Origin of the sequence: Steroidobacter sp. (genome assembly GCF_036406195.1) — a bacterium.
GTDB lineage: Bacteria > Pseudomonadota > Gammaproteobacteria > Steroidobacterales > Steroidobacteraceae > Steroidobacter.
Genome location: NZ_DASWVW010000016.1, coordinates 74465 through 92954, shown reverse-complemented (window position 1 = coordinate 92954; position 18490 = coordinate 74465). Strand labels below are relative to the sequence as shown.

At 63.3% G+C, this 18490-nt stretch carries 17 protein-coding genes; 9 read left to right on the top strand and 8 right to left on the bottom strand.

Annotated features, from left to right (window positions below; translation table 11 throughout):
* Positions 1-2229, bottom strand: coding sequence for a sensor histidine kinase (locus VGE08_RS05800; RefSeq protein WP_331066903.1), 2229 nt, complete (start codon positions 2227-2229; stop codon positions 1-3).
* Positions 2230-2600: 371 nt separating this feature from the next.
* Here VGE08_RS05800 and VGE08_RS05795 point away from each other — a divergent pair, with 371 nt between their 5' ends.
* From VGE08_RS05795 to VGE08_RS05770, 6 genes are all read left to right on the top strand, one after another.
* A complete protein-coding gene (locus VGE08_RS05795) occupies positions 2601-3728 on the top strand; it encodes an acyl-CoA dehydrogenase family protein (RefSeq protein WP_331066902.1) in 1128 nt (375 codons plus the stop codon).
* A 113-nt stretch (positions 3729-3841) separates the two neighbouring features.
* Positions 3842-4645 (top strand): enoyl-CoA hydratase/isomerase family protein, encoded by an 804-nt coding sequence (locus VGE08_RS05790; RefSeq protein WP_331066901.1) that lies wholly within the window; start codon positions 3842-3844, stop codon positions 4643-4645.
* Positions 4646-4656: 11 nt separating this feature from the next.
* Entirely contained in the window at positions 4657-5790 is a 1134-nt protein-coding gene (locus VGE08_RS05785) for a CaiB/BaiF CoA-transferase family protein (protein WP_331066900.1), read from the top strand.
* A gap of 64 nt (positions 5791-5854) precedes the next feature.
* Complete coding sequence (locus tag VGE08_RS05780; protein ID WP_331066899.1) at positions 5855-6364, top strand: hypothetical protein; 510 nt, start codon at positions 5855-5857, stop codon at positions 6362-6364.
* A 78-nt stretch (positions 6365-6442) separates the two neighbouring features.
* Positions 6443-6898 carry a DUF421 domain-containing protein gene (locus tag VGE08_RS05775; RefSeq protein ID WP_331066898.1) on the top strand — a complete coding sequence of 152 codons (456 nt, stop codon included), beginning with the start codon at positions 6443-6445 and terminating at the stop codon, positions 6896-6898.
* 49 nt (positions 6899-6947) lie between these two features.
* Positions 6948-8063, top strand: coding sequence for a hypothetical protein (locus VGE08_RS05770; protein ID WP_331066897.1), 1116 nt, complete (start codon positions 6948-6950; stop codon positions 8061-8063).
* A gap of 11 nt (positions 8064-8074) precedes the next feature.
* Here VGE08_RS05770 and VGE08_RS05765 read toward each other — a convergent pair whose 3' ends face one another.
* On the bottom strand, positions 8075-9610 hold the full coding sequence (locus VGE08_RS05765) for an FAD-dependent oxidoreductase (protein ID WP_331066896.1): 1536 nt from the start codon (positions 9608-9610) through the stop codon (positions 8075-8077).
* 428 nt (positions 9611-10038) lie between these two features.
* Here VGE08_RS05765 and VGE08_RS05760 point away from each other — a divergent pair, with 428 nt between their 5' ends.
* Positions 10039-10839, top strand: a complete 801-nt coding sequence (locus VGE08_RS05760; RefSeq protein ID WP_414717463.1) for a TenA family transcriptional regulator — start codon at positions 10039-10041, stop codon at positions 10837-10839.
* Between the two features lie 75 nt (positions 10840-10914).
* On the opposite strand, the gene VGE08_RS05755 is transcribed toward VGE08_RS05760, so the two are convergent.
* The 4 genes from VGE08_RS05755 to gltX form a co-directional block, all read right to left on the bottom strand.
* Entirely contained in the window at positions 10915-11421 is a 507-nt protein-coding gene (locus VGE08_RS05755) for an Hsp20/alpha crystallin family protein (RefSeq protein ID WP_331066894.1), read from the bottom strand.
* Between the two features lie 122 nt (positions 11422-11543).
* The gene (locus tag VGE08_RS05750) at positions 11544-12032 is read right to left on the bottom strand and encodes an Hsp20 family protein (RefSeq protein WP_349258636.1); all 489 of its coding nucleotides are present in this window, start codon (positions 12030-12032) and stop codon (positions 11544-11546) included.
* Positions 12033-12182: 150 nt separating this feature from the next.
* Complete coding sequence (gene cysS, locus VGE08_RS05745) at positions 12183-13577, bottom strand: cysteine--tRNA ligase (protein ID WP_331066893.1); 1395 nt, start codon at positions 13575-13577, stop codon at positions 12183-12185.
* A 12-nt stretch (positions 13578-13589) separates the two neighbouring features.
* Positions 13590-15017, bottom strand: a complete 1428-nt coding sequence (gltX, locus tag VGE08_RS05740) for a glutamate--tRNA ligase (protein ID WP_331066892.1) — start codon at positions 15015-15017, stop codon at positions 13590-13592.
* Between the two features lie 167 nt (positions 15018-15184).
* On the opposite strand from gltX, the gene VGE08_RS05735 reads away from it, so the two are divergent.
* Positions 15185-15751: a peptidylprolyl isomerase gene (locus VGE08_RS05735; RefSeq protein WP_331066891.1), complete on the top strand. Its 567-nt coding sequence runs from the start codon at positions 15185-15187 to the stop codon at positions 15749-15751.
* Positions 15748-16539, top strand: coding sequence for a UDP-2,3-diacylglucosamine diphosphatase (locus VGE08_RS05730; protein WP_331066890.1), 792 nt, complete (start codon positions 15748-15750; stop codon positions 16537-16539). Before VGE08_RS05735 ends, VGE08_RS05730 begins: the two co-directional genes overlap by 4 nt.
* Here VGE08_RS05730 and VGE08_RS05725 read toward each other — a convergent pair.
* Entirely contained in the window at positions 16536-17174 is a 639-nt protein-coding gene (locus VGE08_RS05725; RefSeq protein WP_331066889.1) for a tRNA-(ms[2]io[6]A)-hydroxylase, read from the bottom strand. The two genes, VGE08_RS05730 and VGE08_RS05725, sit on opposite strands and share 4 nt — an antisense overlap.
* Positions 17171-18469 (bottom strand): serine/threonine-protein kinase, encoded by a 1299-nt coding sequence (locus tag VGE08_RS05720; RefSeq protein WP_331066888.1) that lies wholly within the window; start codon positions 18467-18469, stop codon positions 17171-17173. Before VGE08_RS05720 ends, VGE08_RS05725 begins: the two co-directional genes overlap by 4 nt.
* Positions 18470-18490 lie beyond the last annotated feature (21 nt).

Sequence of the window (18490 nt, the reverse complement as noted above, 5' to 3'; positions counted from 1 at the left end):
TCACTTCTGGGGAGCCGCATCGAACGATGTGCGCTCCTCGTCGATCGGCCCGTCCTTCTCGCTCGCCACCTCCAAGCTGACATAGAACGTCGCGCCCCGGCCCGGCGTGGACTCCGCCCAGACCTCACCTCCCATTCTCTGCACGGCCTTGCGCACCAGCGCCAGGCCAATGCCCGTCCCCTCGTAGCCCGACGCGTGCAGGCGATTGAAGATGTCAAAGATCCTTTCGCCGTAGGCTGGCTCGAAGCCGATGCCATTGTCTCTGACCGTGAGGATGTAACGTCCGCCGTCCACGTGCGAATTGATGACGATGCGTGGTTGGTCCGCGGCACGCGAGAATTTCAAGGCGTTGTCGAGCAAGTTGCGCAACACGATGCGCAGCCCTTCGCTATCCGCCAGGACCGGCGTGTCATCCAGATCGACCGAAATTTCCGCGCGCGACTCCGCAATCCGTTCCGTCATGGATTCGAGCAACTCGTGTACGAACTCCCGGCAGTCGATCGGGCCCAGACGCTGCTCGCGATGCTCGACCCGCGAGTAGTCGAGCAGATCGTCGATCAGGCCCGCCATGCGTATCGCGCCTTCCCGGGCCCGCTCCACGTAGCTGCGCTCGGCATGCGTCAGTCGGTCGCCCGCGCTTTGTTCGAGCATGGCGCAGAAGCCATTGATGGCCCGCAACGGCGCCTTCAAGTCATGCGCCACCGCATACGCGAAGTTCTGCGACTCGCGATATGCATTGGACAACTCACGCGTTCGCTGCATCACCCGGGATTCGAGCGCATCGGCCAGATCGCGATAGCGGCCCTCGCTCTCGCGCAGCGACTGCTCCAATTGTTTGAACTGCGTGATGTCCACCAACGAGCCCATCATGCGCACCGGCCGGCCGGCCGTATCGAACGACATGGTGCCCTGCACGAGCATCCATCTATAGGAGCCGTCCCGGTGCCGCAGCCGCTGCTCACTGACGAATTCCCGGTGTGGGTCGCGTAGAAAGGACTCCAGCTCGCGCATCACTCTGGGGTAATCCTGCGGGTGCAGCCGGCTCTGCCATTCCTCGAAATCATCGTTCAGCTCGTGCTCCGTGTAGCCCAGATGCCGCTTGTATTCGGGGGAGAAGCGAACGACGTTGGTCGCGACATTCCACTCCCACAGGCCAACCCTGCCCGCCCGCGCCGTGGTTTCGATCACGCGTTCCAGGTCGCTGCGCTCGGCATCCAGCTCTTGCAGCCGCTCGCGCGCTCTCGCTAGTGTTTGTTCCGAAATGTCGAGCGCTTCTCGCAGCTGTTGCTTGCGCCAATAGAGCCATGCTTCACGAGAAGCCAGGATGGCCGCGAAAGCCACCAGCACGGAGGATCGTAGATAGATCGTGGTCGGGGTGGCCTCCTCCGCCAGCGCGATGGCGGAGATGGCCACACACAGCAGCAGAAACGAGGGCACGATCGCCTCCACCCACCCCTGGCTCTGCTGCAGCGACAATGAACTTGCCTGCCCGCTGACTTTGTTGCTGACCTGCGCCTCCGCCGCCCATTGATGGAGCGCGAACGCCAGCAGCCAGCCGGCATTGAAAAAGCTCGTGGCGCCGTACTCGGCGGCGATGAGCTCTCGCGTGTACAGCAAGCCGGTGATCATGTGCACGCCGAGCGAGAGCGTGATCAATCCGTAGGGCAGCAGCCGATCGCCCCAGCGATACGACCAGAGGAAGTACACCGCGATGATGAATGCCAGCGCGATGGATGCGTTCTCGGTCACGAGGATCGCTGCGGCGTCGAACGGACGCCGAATCTCGCCAATCGGCTGAGCAAACGAGGTGATGAGGACCGACGCGAGGCTGCACAAGAGCAGGGCGAGGTTGGCCGCGCGCAAACACGTCAGGCGGCGCTCCCCCTGCGTGGCACGCAGCACGAACAGGCCTGCGATCATGAGCAGACTGAACGCGAGATAGGCCATGTCAGCGTAGCTCGGAAACGGAGCCCGGACGCCGAGATAGATCTCGTAGACATTCCATATGATCTGGCCGGCGGCCCACGCGATCGCGCCAGCCGCGAACAGCAGCCACGCCGCTCGCTCGCAGCCGTGCACTGAAGCAGCGGCGCGAATGCTGCTGATCGCCGCCAGGGCGGCGGCAATCGTCCACGCAATATCATTGATGATGACCGCGATGTGGTAGCTGATCTGGCCAGTACAGATCATCAACAGGTGAAGCAAGAGCACAGCCGCCCATACTTTCACGAGCGGCCTTGGACCCCTTGAGCTGCTGTCGCGATCCGCTGAACCACGAGGCGCGTCGGGCGCCTCTAGAGACTTGGGCCGGATGGCCACCATCGCTGCCAGGTCTGCGTTGAGCCTATGTCATCCCAATAGTCGCGGCGCGCTAACGCGGTTCCCTGGCGGAACCGCAAAAAGCGTCACTGCGAGTGTTGATGCGCGACAGCAACATCCAGCCGCGGCTCACCCGCCGCCACGATCCGTGCAACATGAATGCGCACTATTGAGCGTACGCGACCGTTTTTCGCACCCGTCGACCCGGTTTCTCCCGAACGTTGCGCCGGGCGACTTCCGTCGTCATTCTTGCGCTTTCCCGTTCACCCGAAGATGCACCGATGTTACTCAGCGCCGAACAGCAAGCCATCGCCGATTCCGTCCGCGAATTCGCCCAGGAACGCATTCGTCCCAATTCGCAGCGCTTCGAAGCGGAGCGAGGCTATCCGCCGGGGCTGTTCCAGGAGCTCGCCGAGCTGGGCCTGATGGGCATGACGGCGCCGGAGGACAAAGGCGGCGCGGGTGCGGATTACGTTTCTTACGCACTGGCATTGATGGAGATCGCCGCGGCCGACGGCGCGCTCTCCACCATTCTCTCCATTCAGAACAGCCTGATGGTGTCGGCGCTGCTCAAGGATGGCAACGATCGACAACAGCAGCGCTTCCTCGGCGAGCTCATCAGCGGCCGCATGATCGGCGCATTCGCGCTGACCGAGAGCGACGCAGGTTCGGACGCCTCCGCGCTGCGCACGCGTGCCAGCAAAGTGGCTGGCGGTTATGTGATCAACGGCAGCAAGCAGTTCATCAGCTCGGGCAAGATCGCCGGGCTGGCACTGGTGTTCGCGGTGACCGATCCGGAGGCCGGCAAGAAAGGCATCTCGGCGTTCCTGGTACCGACCGATCGCCAGGGTTATGTCGTCGACAAGGTCGAGCACAAGCTCGGTCAGCAGGCCTCGGACACCTGCGGGCTGCGCTTCGATGACTTGCGCATCGAGGAGGAATTACGGCTGGGCGCCGAAGGCCAGGGCTATCGCATCGCCTTGTCGAACCTCGAAGCGGGGCGAATCGGCATCGCTGCGCAGTCTGTTGGCATGGCGCGCGCGGCGCTGGAAATTGCCGCCGCCTACGCCAAGGAGCGCCGCTCGATGGGCAAGCCCATCATCGAGCACCAGGCCGTGGGTTTCCGGCTGGCGGATCTGGCCGCCCGCCTCGAAGCCGCGCGCCAACTCGTCCTGCATGCGGCCAGCGTCAAGGACTCCGGTGCGCCGTGCTTGAAGGAAGCGTCGATGGCCAAGCTGGTCGCCTCGGAAACCGCTGAAGCCGTGTGCTCGGGCGCCATTCAGACGCTGGGCGGCTACGGCTATCTCGAGGAGTTCGGCCTCGCCAAGATCTACCGCGACGTGCGCGTGTGCCAGATCTACGAGGGAACCTCCGACATCCAGCGGATGGTGATCGCCCGCTCGCTGTGATTCACCTTCGTGGCGGAGGGTGATAACGTGGTCTCCGGGGAGATTATCAGATGATTGCTATCGGGCCACGCTCTGGCCCGGGTGTTCAAAATTCAAAGGGGGAGTGACCCAAAGTGCGGACCTACAGCACCCTGGCACTGACAAGAAGAGATCGAGTCCTGACGATCACGCTCAACCGCCCCGACGTGTTGAACGCCATCAATCTCGAAATGCATGACGAACTGGCCGACGCGCTCAACTTCATCGCCAGCGACGAGCAGTCCGACATCGTGGTGCTGACCGGCGCTGGACGGGCATTCTGCGTCGGCGCCGATATCGAACACCTGGCGCATGTCGCGGCGGCACCGGAACGCTTCGATCACGAGGCGCGCATCGCCAAGCGAGTGGTGTTCGCCATGCTGGACCTGGACAAGCCGCTCATCTGCAAAATGAATGGTCCGGCCATCGGCCTGGGCGCCACGCTCGCCCTGCTGTGCGACGTGATCTACGCGGCCGACGGCGCCAAGATCGGCGATCCGCACGTCTGCATGGGCCTGGTGGCGGGCGATGGCGGCGCGGCCCTCTGGGCCCAGCGCATCGGCTTGGGCCGGGCCAAGGAATTCCTGCTGACGGGCGAGCCCATGAGCGCCAGCAAGGCGGAGCAGATCGGCCTGGTCAATCATTGCGTCGCGCCCAGCCAGCTCGACGATGCGGTGGTCGGCTTCTGCAATCGCCTGCAGCACGGCTCGATGAACGCCATCCGCTGGACCAAGGTTCTGCTCAATCTCGAGCTCAAGCGCGTCGCGCACGCCGTGATGGATGCGGGCATCGGCTACGAGTCGGTCACCGCGCGCTCCGCCGATCACCGCGAAGCCGTCAAAGCCATTCAGGAAAAGCGCCGGCCGGTGTTCTGCCGGGACGTGGGCAAAGTCTGGTAACAAGCTGGCTAATGGAAACATCGAATCGACCCGCCGCGACAGGTCCGCTGCGCGGCGTGCGAGTGCTGGAATTCGCAGGCCTGGGACCGGCGCCGTTCTGTTGCATGCTGCTCTCCGATCTGGGAGCGGAGGTGTTACGGATCGCGCGTCCGAACAATCCGATGCAATCGTTCGAGGCAGTGCTCGACCGCGGCAGGATTACGTTGACCCTGGACTTGAAACAGCGCTCCAGCATCGAAGTGTGTCGTGCCTTGAGCCGTGGTGCCGACGCGCTCATCGAAGGCTTTCGGCCCGGCGTCATGGAAAAGCTCGGCCTCGGACCGGACACGCTGCTCGCGGACAATCCAAAGCTGGTGTACGGACGCATGACCGGTTGGGGTCAGCACGGTCCGAACGCGCACACGGCTGGCCACGACATCAACTACATCGCGCTGGCCGGCGCGCTGCATTCAATTGGCACTGCCACGAAGCCGGTTCCACCGCTCAACCTGGTCGGAGACTTCGGCGGCGGCGCGCTGTATCTGGCGATGGGTGTGCTCGCAGCTTTGTTGAATGCGCGCAGCACCGGAGCCGGCCAGGTCATCGACTGCGCCATGACCGATGGCACCGCCTCGCTGATGAGCATGATGTTCGGTTTGCGCTCGCTCGGCCAATGGCGCGACCAGCACCGACGAGACAACCTGCTCGACGGTGGCGCACCTTATTACGACACCTATCGCTGCGCTGACGACAAGTGGATTTGTATAGGTGCGCTCGAGCCGCAATTCTTCGCTGCATTGATCGGCAAGCTGCAAATCTCCACCAGCGAGTTTCCCGACCATACAGATCGCAATTGCTGGCCGGCGATGCGCGCACGCTTCGAACAGGTGTTTGCCAGCAAGTCGCAGGCCGAATGGTGCGAGCTGCTGGGGAACGCCGACGCGTGCTTCGCGCCAGTGCTGTCGATGAGCGAAGCTGTCGAGCATCCGCACAACGTCGCGCGAGGAACATTTGTCGCTCCCGGCGGTGTCGTTCAACCCGCACCGGCACCCCGCTTCTCTCTTACGCCCTCGGCGATCCAGCCGAATGTCGGGATCGACGAGCAGACTTTGCGGGCGTGGCAGTTGCCCGAACATCTCATCGACCAGGTCCTGTCGCAAGCCTGAAGCCTCACCGCGCCTGTAGGAACAATCCTCCGGTTCCTGGCATTTGCATGGGTACGGAACACCTATGCCCGCCAAACGCAGCGCCGAAGCACAGCTGGGACTGCCCGAGTATCGAGGTCATTCTCGTATCGAGAGACTCGCCTTCGGCCTGCTGGTGCTGTTCATTGCCGGCGCGCTGCTGGGCCTGTTCGGCGACGGCCCGCTCAGCCACACGACCGCGACCAGCGCGGATGGCCAGGTGCGCATCGACTATCAACGGTTCTGTCGTCGCGTGACGCCGCAGCTGCTGGATATCACTTTTCCAGTGCCGGCTGGCGCGGACTCGATCGAGCTGGCCATCAACGACGAGTATCTGCACGGCGTGCAGATCACCGAAACGTTCCCGCAGCCGGTCGAATCCAGTCAAGGACAATCGGCCGGCAAGCTGCGCTTCCGCACCGAGGGAAACAGCAAATCGATGTCGGTGCGCGTGCATCTGCGAGCACTAGAGGCCGGCTTGCTCGACGCCCGCCTCCAGGTGGGACCGCCCGGCAGGCCCAAGGAGGTGAGTTTCAGGCAGATCGTCTATCCGTAACCGCGCCAGCCATGCGAGCGCCCCTCTGACCAGTCATCACCAGTCACCAGTCACTTCTTTCAGCAAAGGAGCCTCGACATGGACTCCGTACTGCGCGCCACCGCCGTCTATCTGATCCTCCTGGTCATCATGCGTGTCGCCGGCAAGCGCACTCTCGCCCAGGTGACCGTGTTCGATTTCATCCTGTTGCTGATCATTGGCGAGGCGACCCAGCAGGCGCTGCTGGCCGAGGACTTTTCCATCATCAACGCCGCCATCGTGATCGGCACGCTGGTGCTGCTCGACATCGGCCTGTCGCTGCTCAAGCTGCGTTCCAGGACACTGGATCGCATCATCGACGACACGCCGGTGGTCATCGTCGATCACGGCAAGCTACTGCGCGATCGCATGGATCGCGCGCGTATCGACGAGCAGGAGATCCTGATTGCGGCGCGCGAACTGCACGGCCTGGAACGCCTGGAACAAATCAAATACGCGGTGCTGGAACGCAGCGGCGGCATTTCCATCGTGCCGGCAAGCTCCTCCGGAACGTAATCCAACGCCGCGTGTTTGCTATGGACATCGTGCGATCGAGCCCTCCCCCATGAGCAGCAAGAGAACCAGGAAATCCGACATGCCAGCGTCGCCGCTGGCGCATGGTGGCAAGGTACTGAGCCTGGTGGTCGTGGATGCCTACAACGCCGAAATGCGCAGCCCCGAAGGCTTCCTCGGCGACCGCGCCAGCCGCCGTGCGTTTCAGGCGATCCTGGACGACTGGCGCGATCGCGTCAGCCGCGCCGGCGACGATCCGCTGGGCGAGCAGCCCAGCGAGGAGCTGGGGAAGAAACAACTCGACAAGCTGCTCACCGAAGGCGACGGCGAAGCGGCGGGCGTGATTCACGGCGCCATCGAGGAATTCGCGCAAGAGTTCGCGCAGGTGATCCGGCGCTTCCTGAAACTGAAGGATTGGAAACACACCGAGGCAATCGTGGTCGGCGGCGGCATGCGCACCAGCCGCATCGGCGAGCTCGCCATCGGGCGCACCTCGGTGCTGCTCAAGGCCGACGGCATCGACTTGGATATCAAACCGATCCGGCATCATGCCGACCATGCCGGACTGATTGGCTGCATTCAGCTGGTGCCCTCCTGGATTCTTTCGGGACACGACAGCATCCTGGCCGTCGATATCGGCGGCAGCAACATCCGCGCCGGCATCGTCGAGCTGCGACGCAAGCGCAGCCCGGACTTCGACCAGGCGGCGGTCGGACATTTCGAGCTGTGGCGTCACCGGGAGGACGAGCCCGAGCGCGAACACGCGGTGCAGCGGCTCATCGATATGTTGACGGGATTGATCAAGCGCGCCGAGAAGGACCGCGCCAATCTCGCGCCCTTCATCGGCATCGGCTGCCCTGGCGTGATTCTTCCGGACGGTTCCATCGAGCGCGGCGGCCAGAACCTGCCCGGCAATTGGGAGCACAAGAGCTTCAACCTCCCGGAACGACTGCGCGAGGCCATTCCCAGGATCGGCGATCACGAGACCGTGATCGTGATGCACAACGACGCCGTCGTGCAGGGGCTGAGCGAAGTGCCGAGCATGCGTGAGTATGAGCACTGGGGCGTGCTGACGATTGGCACGGGGCTGGGAAATGCGAGGTTCACCAACCGGCGCAAAGAAGACGAAGAAGATGAGGATGGCGAGGAATCAGACGACGACGAGTAGCACCGCCCGCGCTACTCATGCAGCCGCTGCAACGGCTGTTCCGCGGGTCCGCTCAGCACCTCGCCGGTGGGACGAAAGCGAGAGCCATGGCAAGGACAATCCCAAGTGCGATCGGCGCTGTTCCATTTGACCAGACACTTCAGATGAGTGCATTGAGGCGCCAACAACGTCAGTTGACCGGCGTCATCGCGATACGCGGCGACTTTCTTGCCTGCGTGGCTGACGATCCTGCCCTCGTTCTGCCCGACTCGATCCACCGAGTCGGCTTCCGCGCGGCGCAGACGATCGCGCAGGAAGTAATAAGGGTAGTCGATGTTCTCTTGCACGTAGCGCCAGGTTCCGCCGTGGAACGGAGAACGGTTGACCGCCAACAGGCTGCACCAGGGATTGCCGCGGCCCAGAAACTTGTCCCGGGCCATGAGCGCACCCAGCGTGCCGAGCGTATAGCCATTGCCGGCGAAACCGGTGGCGATGAACTCGCGGTCCTCGTTCTCGCCGATATAAGGCATGCCGTCGTCGGTCTCGACTACTTGCCCCAACCAGCGCCGTTGTATCTCCGCCTGCGGCAGCAACTCTTTCAGTCGCTGACTCAACCTTTCGAACACTGCTTCGGCGTCGCGTTCCTGACCGGTTTTCACGTCCTCGCCGCCGAACACCGCGTACTGATGATTGTCACGCTCCTCGATGCGCAGGTACTCGTAGGGATCATGGGTATCCCAATACAAGCCTTCCGGCACCGTTCCGAGCGGCAGGCGCGCGCCCAGCACGTAGCTGGTGTACAGCGCCAGCTTGGTCTGAAACAAGCTGGCGGTCAGCGGGCCCTTCTTGCCCATCAGCGGATTGTGAGTGGCGATGACCAGGTACTTGCAACGAATCCTGCTTTTGTTGGCGCGCACGGTCATGAGGTTCGGACCGCCGTCCTCGACCGACTTCATCACCGTGTTCTCGAACACCAGTCCGCCGCGCTGCTGGATCTCGGTCAACAGACAATCGAGATATTTGCGCGGATGGAACTTGGCCTGTTGAGCGAAACGCACACCGGGCATGCGGCCGTAGACTGTGCTCTCGACGAAGGTCGCGTCGAATCCAAACGATTGCGCCAGCTCCGCATCCTTGCCCAGCGCTTCGATCTCCTTGCGGCTCGGCTCCTGGCCGATGCGGGCATGCAACGTTCCCGGCACCCGCACGAACTCGGCGTCGTGGCCATGCTCCTCGACGATGCGTTCGATGGTATCGATCGCGATCGCGCCCGCTTCCCAGAATTTACGCGCCGCGTCAGTACCGAATCGACTGACCAGTTGGTGCAAGCGCTCGTCGGTGACATAGGTGAGGTGCGCGGTCGTCCGGGCCGAGTCCCCGCATGCAATTTTCTCCCGGTCGATCAAAGCAACCTGCACACCTTCCTGGAGCAGCAGATAGGCGGTGGTGATGCCGGTGATGCCCGCGCCAACCACCAGCACGTCCACATCGATGTCTCGCGCCAATGCCGGAAAATCCGGCAGCGATGCATTCGTCCAAAGCGAGGCGGTGGTGGGTGCTTGCGACATAGGGCTGTTCGGTCCTCTACGTGAACGTACGTTTTTTCGCGCGAGTTCCAGCAGCCTCCGGCTGGCAGCCGAGATCGTACCTGGGATAGTCGTACGTAGGTAGAGTTACGAATTCTGGGCGAACGCAACGCGCCCGCCAGGCCGCGCGACGCCGATCAGATGGGTAGCCACCGGCATGCGGCCGACTGCCTGCCGAAGGTCCGTTGAACGCCTCACGCGCGATCCCCATTCTCCGGCGCAACATCACAACTCTGTCACTGCTGCAGCGGGCGTTGCGTGACCCGATGCAACTGCGAGATAAAACAAAGCGCAACGCGTGCCGGGACGGCGATTCCTCGATGTCGCGGCATGCACGGGGGATGAATCGCCAGCATGATTCGATCAAGGGCAATGCCACCATGGAGGGCATCGACATGGACAGTGTCGAGATGGACAGGCCGTTTGTCAGGACCGGGGCACTGATGGAGCTGGCGAGCTACCCTCACTGGCTGCAGGACGTCGTCGCCGCGTGCAGCGATGCGAAACACGCGGTCGTGGGGCACGAAATCTTTCAGCAGATGCACGCAGGCGTGTTACCGCCAGCGGCCATGCGCAAGTTCCTCGCCAGCTCCTGGCCAGTGATCGAGCAGTTTCCGCAGTACATGGCGATGAACCTGCTCAAGGTGCAGTACGAGTTGGGTACGGCCCACGCGATGGCCAGGAAATACCTGATCCGGAACATTCGCGTGGAGCAGAACCACGTCGAGTACTGGATCGATTGGTCGCACGGCCACGGCATGCAGCGCGACGATCTGCTGTTCGGCTGGCGCTGCAGCTCCGCCGATGCACTCAGTCACTGGTGTTGGCACACCTGCGAGCGTGATCCCCTGGCAGTCGCCATGGCGGCCACGAATTTTGCAATCGAAGGCGCCACTGGCGAATGGGCAGCTTTCGTCTGCAGCTCGCCTGTTTACGAGCGCGGTTTTCCCGAGGATGTGCGCAAGCCGGCGATGAAGTGGCTACGCGTTCACGCGCACTACGACGACACGCACCCGTGGGAAGCATTGGAGATTATCGCGATGCTCATTGGTCATCGCGCACAACGACGAGAGATCGCCAAGATCGAGTCGGCGATCAACAAGAGCTACGAGTACCTGCGCGCCGCGTTCGACGAATGCCTCGCCACACAGATCCACATGCCTTTCGGATCAAGAGACGCTGCGGCTGAGAAAGCCGTAGCGGCGGCATGAGCGACAAGAGCCGCAGGGATGGAATGGAATGCCGACGGCGCTGGACTCTCCAGCGCCGCGGCTCGACTGAAACGATCAGTTGCTGATCGCGATGCGCTTGACGCGTGATCTGGCCGTCTCTGTCTTGGGCAGAGTCACGGTCAGCACGCCCTTGCTGAACCTGGCCTGGGCCCGGTCCGTTTCCACATCGGGCGGCAGCGCCACGCGGCGCTCGAAGCGGCCGTAATAGCGTTCGGAAAACTGCTTGTCCCTGTCGTCGACCTCCGAGCGCTTCTCGCCGCGCACGGTGAGCGTGTCATCGTCCACCAGGATTTCGATGTCCTTCTCGTCCATGCCCGGCATTTCAGCGCTGATCTTCCATTCCTTGTCGGTCTCGGCGATCTCCATGCTGGGCCAGCCACCACGGTCGGAGAAGACCGATCCGAGAGCGGGCCAACGTGAATCGAAACCGCGGAAGGCGTCATCGAACAAGCGATTCATTTCACGGTGTAGCGCGAGAAACGGATTGCGGTCTGCATCGCGATACACGGTCGGCGTCTGTTCATTGCCCCGACGCCACGGGATCAAATCACGGACACTCATTGTTCTCTCCCAAATAGGTTCTCACCCGGATGTACCAAGCGCGAAGTTACTCCTATGCAGTGACTACACCGCCGGCGCCGGAATCACCGGCGCCGCGGCTCGATCGTAGCGACCGGATCGAATCAGGCAGCCTTGGCGCCCGACTCGATCTGCACCGTCTCGGCCTTCGGTTCGGCCTGGGGCAGGCTGATGTCGGACTTGATGTCGATCCGGCGGGGCTTCATCGCCTCGGGGATCTCACGCTTCAGCTCGACAGTCAGCAAACCGTTCGTGAGGTTGGCGCCGACCACGCGCACGTGATCCGCCAGCTCGAAGCGGCGCTGGAACGAACGGCCGGCGATGCCACGATGCAAATACTGAGTATTCTCGTTCGCAGCCTTCTCGCCGCTCACCACCAGCAGGTTGCGCTCCTGGGTGACGCTCAGCTCGTTCTCGCTGAAGCCGGCGACCGCGAGCGTGACGCGGTAGGTGTCCTCGCCCGTCTTGATGATGTCGTAGGGCGGCCAGTTATCGACGCTCGATACCCGGCTGGCGTTGTCGAGCAGGTCGAAAACGCGATCGAAGCCGACGGTGGAACGAAACAGGGGGGAAAAATCGAATGCAGTTCTCATGACCATATCCTCCGATGAGCAATATGCGATGTCGCGGCCCCGGATGCGGCAACCGCGAGGGCTATATAGGGCTGGTCAGGAGGGCTTCAAGAGGATTCCGGCCGGGCTCCGCGGCCGGAAAATCAGCGTCGAGCGGGGATCGACCGGGGCTCAGCTGCGGCGCCAGGCGGTGGTCCCGTCGGGCTTGTCTTCCAGTATCACGCCGGCATCCGAAAGTTGCTGACGGACCCGATCCGCTTCTTTGAAATTGCGGGCGGCGCGGGCGGCTTTGCGCTCGGCGATCAAACGTTCGATGTCGGCATCGCTCAGGGTGGAAGCCCCCGCGCTCTTGCGCAGGAATTCTTCCGGAGCCAACTGCAACAACCCGAGCACGCCGCCCAGCGACTTCAGTTCGGCCGCGAGCGCGGCGGCGGTCGCCGTGTCACCGGCGCTCTTGGCTCGATTGAGATCCGTGGCCAGGGTTTGTAACACCGCGATGGCTTCGGGCGTATTGAAATCGTCGTCCATGGCGGCTTCGAAGCGTCGCGTCGCGTCGCTCGGTTGCACGGTGGCTGCGGGCGTGACATCGCGCAGCGCGGTGTACAACCTGCCCAACGCCGCGTCGGCCTGCTCGATCTGCACCAGCGAATAGTTGATCGGCCCGCGATAATGGCTGGAAACGAGGAAGAAGCGCAGCACCTCCGGATCGCGCAAGTGACCCGAATCGAGCACGTCGCGAATCCGGAAGAAATTGCCCAGCGACTTGGACATCTTCTCGTCATCGACATTCACGAAGCCGTTGTGCATCCACACCGTCGCGAACGTATCGCCGGTGGCCGCGCACGATTGCGCGATCTCGTTCTCGTGATGCGGGAACTTCAAATCCATGCCGCCGCCGTGAATATCGAAGTGCGAGCCGAGCAGATCGAGCGACATCGCCGAGCATTCGATGTGCCAGCCGGGCCGGCCATCGCCCCACGGCGAGGGCCAGAACGGCTCGCCGGGCTTGGCGCGCTTCCACAGCACGAAATCGGCCGGATCATGCTTGGCCTCGTCGACGGCGACACGAGCACCGGCGCGCAGATCCTCCAGGCTGCGTCCCGACAGCTTGCCGTAGCCCTCGAACTTCGACACCGAATACAACACGTCGCCATTGCTCGCGACGTAGGCATAGCCCTTGTCGATGAGCTGTTGCGTCATTGCGATGATGCCGGGGATGTGTTCCGTGGCCTTGGGCTCGTGCGTGGGCCGAAGAATGCCGAGGCGGTCGTAGTCCTCGTGCATGTACCTGGTGAAACGATCGGTCAGCGACTGGATGCTCTCGCCGTTCTCGGCGGCGCGCTTGATGATCTTGTCGTCGATGTCGGTGATGTTTCGAACGAACGTCACGCGATAGCCGCGATACTCCAGATAGCGGCGCACGATGTCGAACGCGACCTTGGAGCGCGCATGGCCGATGTGGCAGAAGTCGTAAACGGTATCGCCGCACACATACATGCGCACGACACCCGGCTCGTGGGTGCGGAGCTCTTCCTTGCGACCCGTCAGTGAATTGAAGATTTGCATAGCCGGATTGTGTCAGACCGCGAGCCTGCGAGCATGCTCCAGGCGCGCCTGGATTTCGGCGGCCGGCAGCAGCGCGAGCATGGGTGCCAGCTCGGGACCGTGAGTAAAGCCCGTCAAAGCCGCACGCAAGGGCATGAACAGCCCGGGCCCCTTCTTGCCCGTCGCCTGCCCCAGCGCTTTCACCGCTGGCTTGAACTCGGCGCCAGGCTGGCCAATCACCTGCAGTGCCTCGGTGAAAAAGCCCTCGCCTGCCTCGCGAATCGCCGCGAGCGCGGCCGGTTCGAATTCGTCCAGCTTGCCGAACACTACCTTGACCCAGGCCCTCGCATCCGCAGGCAGCTCGATATTGCCGCGCACGACGGTGACGAACTCCACCTGCTTCTGGGCGTCGAGGCCAGGCGGCAACTCCGGCGCGATCCACTTCACGAACTCCTCGGTCGATAGATGCGCGACGGCCTCTTTCTGCCAATGACGCAACTGCGCGTAATCGAACTTGGCCGCGGCGCGGCCCAGGCGCGTCAAATCGAATTCGGCGATCAGCGCCTTCTCGTCCAGCCAGCCGTCGGTCACGCAGGAGTGCCCCAGGCGAGCCAGGTGATTACGCAACGCGCCCGGCAGATAGCCGCGCTCACGCAACTCGCGCAGGCTGGTATCGCCATGACGTTTCGATAGCGGCGCGCCGTCCATGCCCAGCAGCAACGCGACGTGCGCGTACTGCGGGATCGGCAGGGCCAGCGCCTGGAGAAGGAGGATCTGGCGAGGCGTGTTGGTCATATGATCGTCGCCACGCAAAACCAGGGTCACGCCCATCAGCGCATCATCGACCGCGTTCGAGAAGAAGAACGCAGTGCTGCCATCGGTGCGGCGGATGATGAAGTCCCCGATGTCATCGCTGTTGAAGCGCTGCTCGCCGTGCACGAGGTCGACAAACGACACGGTCTGTCCCTGCGGCACCCGAAAACGCAATGCCGACGGCAATCCTCGGGCCAGGCGCTCAGCGCGCTCTTCCTGCGTCAAATTGCGGCACGTGCCCGCATAACGTGGCGGCTGGCCCGCCGCGAGCTGCCGTTTGCGCGAGATATTCAGCTCGGCGGGCGTGCAGAAGCAGGGATAGGTCAGACCGGCCGCGTCCAAACGCGACAGCCATTCGTCGTAGATGGCGCGGCGTTCCTGCTGGCGGTAACTGGCGTGCGGGCCACCGATATCGGGCCCCTCGTCCCACTCCAGCCCCAGCCAGTGCAGGTCGGCGAACAGCGCGGTCATGAAATCTTCGCTGGAACGCGCCTCGTCGGTGTCCTCGATGCGCAGGATGAAGCGCCCGCCGGCTTTGCGAGCCGCCAGGTAGTTCAGCAGCGCGGTGCGGGCATTGCCCAGGTGCAGCAGCCCGGTGGGGCTGGGGGCGAAGCGCGTAACGAGCAAGTCTTGCGAATCTGAAGGCATCTATCGTTGCTTCCTGGTGGCCGCGCATTCTATACGGCTGCCGTTGCCGGCGCTGTACGCGCGCCCTGAAGAATCGGCCCCTCGCCAGCCCTGCAGCCCCCGCGTCGGCCAGCGCCTGCTCGCTTTGCTAAGATCGCTGGCCTCACTCCACGGGGTCATTCATGCGCATGCACGGACTTTTCCGCTTTCTCGCCCTGTCGGCGGCCCTGATGCTCGGTTTCTCGGCGCTCGCCTCCGCGGAGCCTCGCGTCCGGGTCGAGACCACTCTGGGCAGCTTCGTCATCGAGCTCAATCCCCAACGCGCGCCGCTGACAGTGGCCTCGTTCCTCGAATATGTGAAAGCCGGCCACTACACCAACACCGTGTTCCATCGCGTGATCGGCAATTTCGTGGTCCAGGGCGGCGGTTATGACACCAGCTATGTCGAGAAACCGACCCGCAGCGGCATCCCGAACGAGTCCGGCAACGGCCTCTCGAACCGCCGCGGGACCGTGGGCCTGGCGCGCACTGGCGAGGCGCACAGCGGTACGGCCCAGTTCTACGTGAATCTGGTCGACAACGCCGCGCTCGATCCGCAGCCCAGCCGCTGGGGATATACGGTGTTCGGCCAGGTCGTCGAAGGCATGAATGTGGTCGATGACATCGGCGCGGTGGCCACCGGCAACGTCGGGCCTTTCGATCGCGACGCGCCGCTGCAGCCCATCATCATCAAGCGAGTCGAAGTACTGCAATGAGCGGTGGGGCCGCGAGCCCGTCCTCGAGCGGCAGCCCTGGCGGGATGTCTGGGACGACGCTGTTCATTTCCGACCTGCATCTCGACGGCGAGCGGCCCGACATCACGGCGCAGTTCCTGGACTTCCTCGCGGGCGAGGCCCGGCACGCGCGGGCGCTCTACATCCTCGGCGATCTGTTCGAGGCATGGATCGGGGACGACGATCCCGATCCGGACAAGCGGCGAGTCATCGACGCGCTGCGCTCGCTGACCCGCGGCGGCGTGCCGGTTTATTTCATTCACGGCAATCGTGACTTTCTGATCGGTCGCCGTTTCGCAGCCGACACCGGCGTGCAACTGCTGGCCGACGGCACGCCGATCGAGTTGTACGGCAAGCGAGTGCTGCTCATGCACGGCGATACTTTGTGTATCGACGATCCCGACTATCAGCGCCTGCGGAAGATCGTGCGCAATCCGTTCGTGCAGTTCATTCTGAGACGGCTATCGCTGGCGCGGCGCCAGCACATCGCCGCCCGCATGCGCGCGGGGAGCAAAGCGCACATCGAGTCCATGGATCGTCACAAGCCGCAGATCATGGATGTGAACCAGGATGCGGTTCGCAAGACGTTCGAAGCCGAACACGCGGACGTGATCGTGCACGGGCACACGCATAGGCCCGCGGTCCATCAAGTGCCGGTCGGCGCTGATCGCGTAGCGACGAGGATCGTACTAGGCGATTGGTACGAGCAAGGAAGCGTGTTGAGGTGGAACGAGCGCGGCTTCGAGTTGGCCGGAATGCGCCGTAGCTAGGCTTCACTCGACGCCGGCAGACCGGAATGAAAGCGGAACTGCGGGTCGGGTGACGTGGCGAGATCGGCTTCGATCTCGGCGAGTTGGTGGAAACGTGCGCGCCAATCGATGTCACCTGCTCGCTGCTCGGCCAGGCGCAGATACAATCCTTGATGCCTCGCTTCCGACACCGCCAGGCCGCTGTAGAAACCGCGCAGCGGCTCCGACAGCAGCGGCACCAGCCCCTCGAATCGCTCACATGAACGCGCTTCTATGAGCGCGCCACAGAGCAACAGGTCCAGCAGCCTCGCCGGCTCGGAGCGATTGATGGCCGACCGCAGCCCTTCCGCGTAACGCGACGGCTGCATACGAACGAACGACACGCCCAGCTCCTGCATCAGCTTCTGCACTTGCTCGAAATGACGCAGCTCTTCGCGCGCCAGTCGCGAAAGCTTGTCGGTCAGCGCCATGTCTTCCGGATAGGAGAAGATCAGGCTCAGCGCGGTAGACGCCGCCTTCTTTTCACAATTGGCGTGATCGACCAGCAGCTCGCGCCAGCGCTCGCGAGCGACTTCGTACCAACGCATCGGCGTCGCGGCGAGCAGCACATCGCCGCCCGCGGACGCGGTCTTACGCTCGGAAGTGACAGCGTTCATGCGGACACCGCTTCCATCTGTGCAACCTCGCTCAGCAACTCACGAGCAGACGCACAACGTTCCGCGGGTTCGATGGCGATCAACTTATCCAACAACGGCTGATACTCGCTCAACTCCGCACTCAACGCCGGGCGCGGCGCATTGCCGTGCAGATAGATGACGCCCATGGGCGTCGGTGCCAGGAACGGTTTCTTGCCTGTGAGCATCTCGTGGAATATCACTCCAAGACTGTATAGATCGCTGCGCTCGTCCAGCTCCTGACCATGTCCCTGCTCGGGACTCATGTAGTAGGGCGTGCCGAAGATTTCGCCCGCGGCGGTCATGTCCGCATTGACCTCGGTGTGCTTGGCCAGGCCGAAGTCGATCAAGGCCAAAGAGCCGTCGCTGCGTTCCATGATGTTGCCCGGCTTCAGGTCCCGATGCAGCACGCCCACTTCGTGGACGACTTGCAGCGCCGCCGCCATCTGCGACAGATATTGCAATGCCAGCCGCGGCTCGATGCCCTTCGCAATCCGGCCGCGCAAATCGCCGCGCGGGAAATATTCCATGGCGATGTATGCGTGATCGTCCGCGATGCCCAGATCGAAGATGCGAACCACGTTGGGATGACGAATCTTCGAGATCAGCTCGTACTCCTGCAGGAAGCGCGAGAACTGCGTGTACTGGTCGCCAGTTTCGGGCGCATCCCTGAGCACTTTCAATACCACCATCTCGCCAGCCCGCTCGCTCTCCGCGAGATACACCATCGACGTGCCGCCGATGGCAAGCTCACGCACGAAGCGATGCCCGAGAATCTTCACCGGCCCGAAGCGCGACAGCTGCTCCGCCTGTGAGCTGGTACGCCACAGCGCCAGCTCCTGACGGCGACGCTGAACGGCATCGCGCAGCGCGCTCGCCAGACGGCGGTGATCGATCCGCTCGCGAATTACGCAGTCCACAGCACCACGCTCCACGACACGCACCGCCAGTGCGGGATCGTCGCCGGGCGCCAGATAGATCACCGGCGGAAAGCCGCTGCGATGTTGAAAGTTCTCCAGCCATTCCTCGCCGCGGCCACGCTCGCCGCGATCATCGAGCAACACCGCGTCGTAGCCCACGGCAGTGAAAGCAGAATGCAGCCGGCCGGAAATCAAAGGCGCATGGACGCGGCACTCAGCATCGGGCCAGACAATGGAGATGTGATGCTCGAGCGCGCGAGCCAGCTCGGTGTGATCCGTGATGATCAGGAGCCGCGGCGCGAGGCTGGTAGACGCCGCGGCAAGAGGTCGAGTTGCGGGACCGGCAGGCAGAGCCATGACGTCAGCTCATCGTGCCGG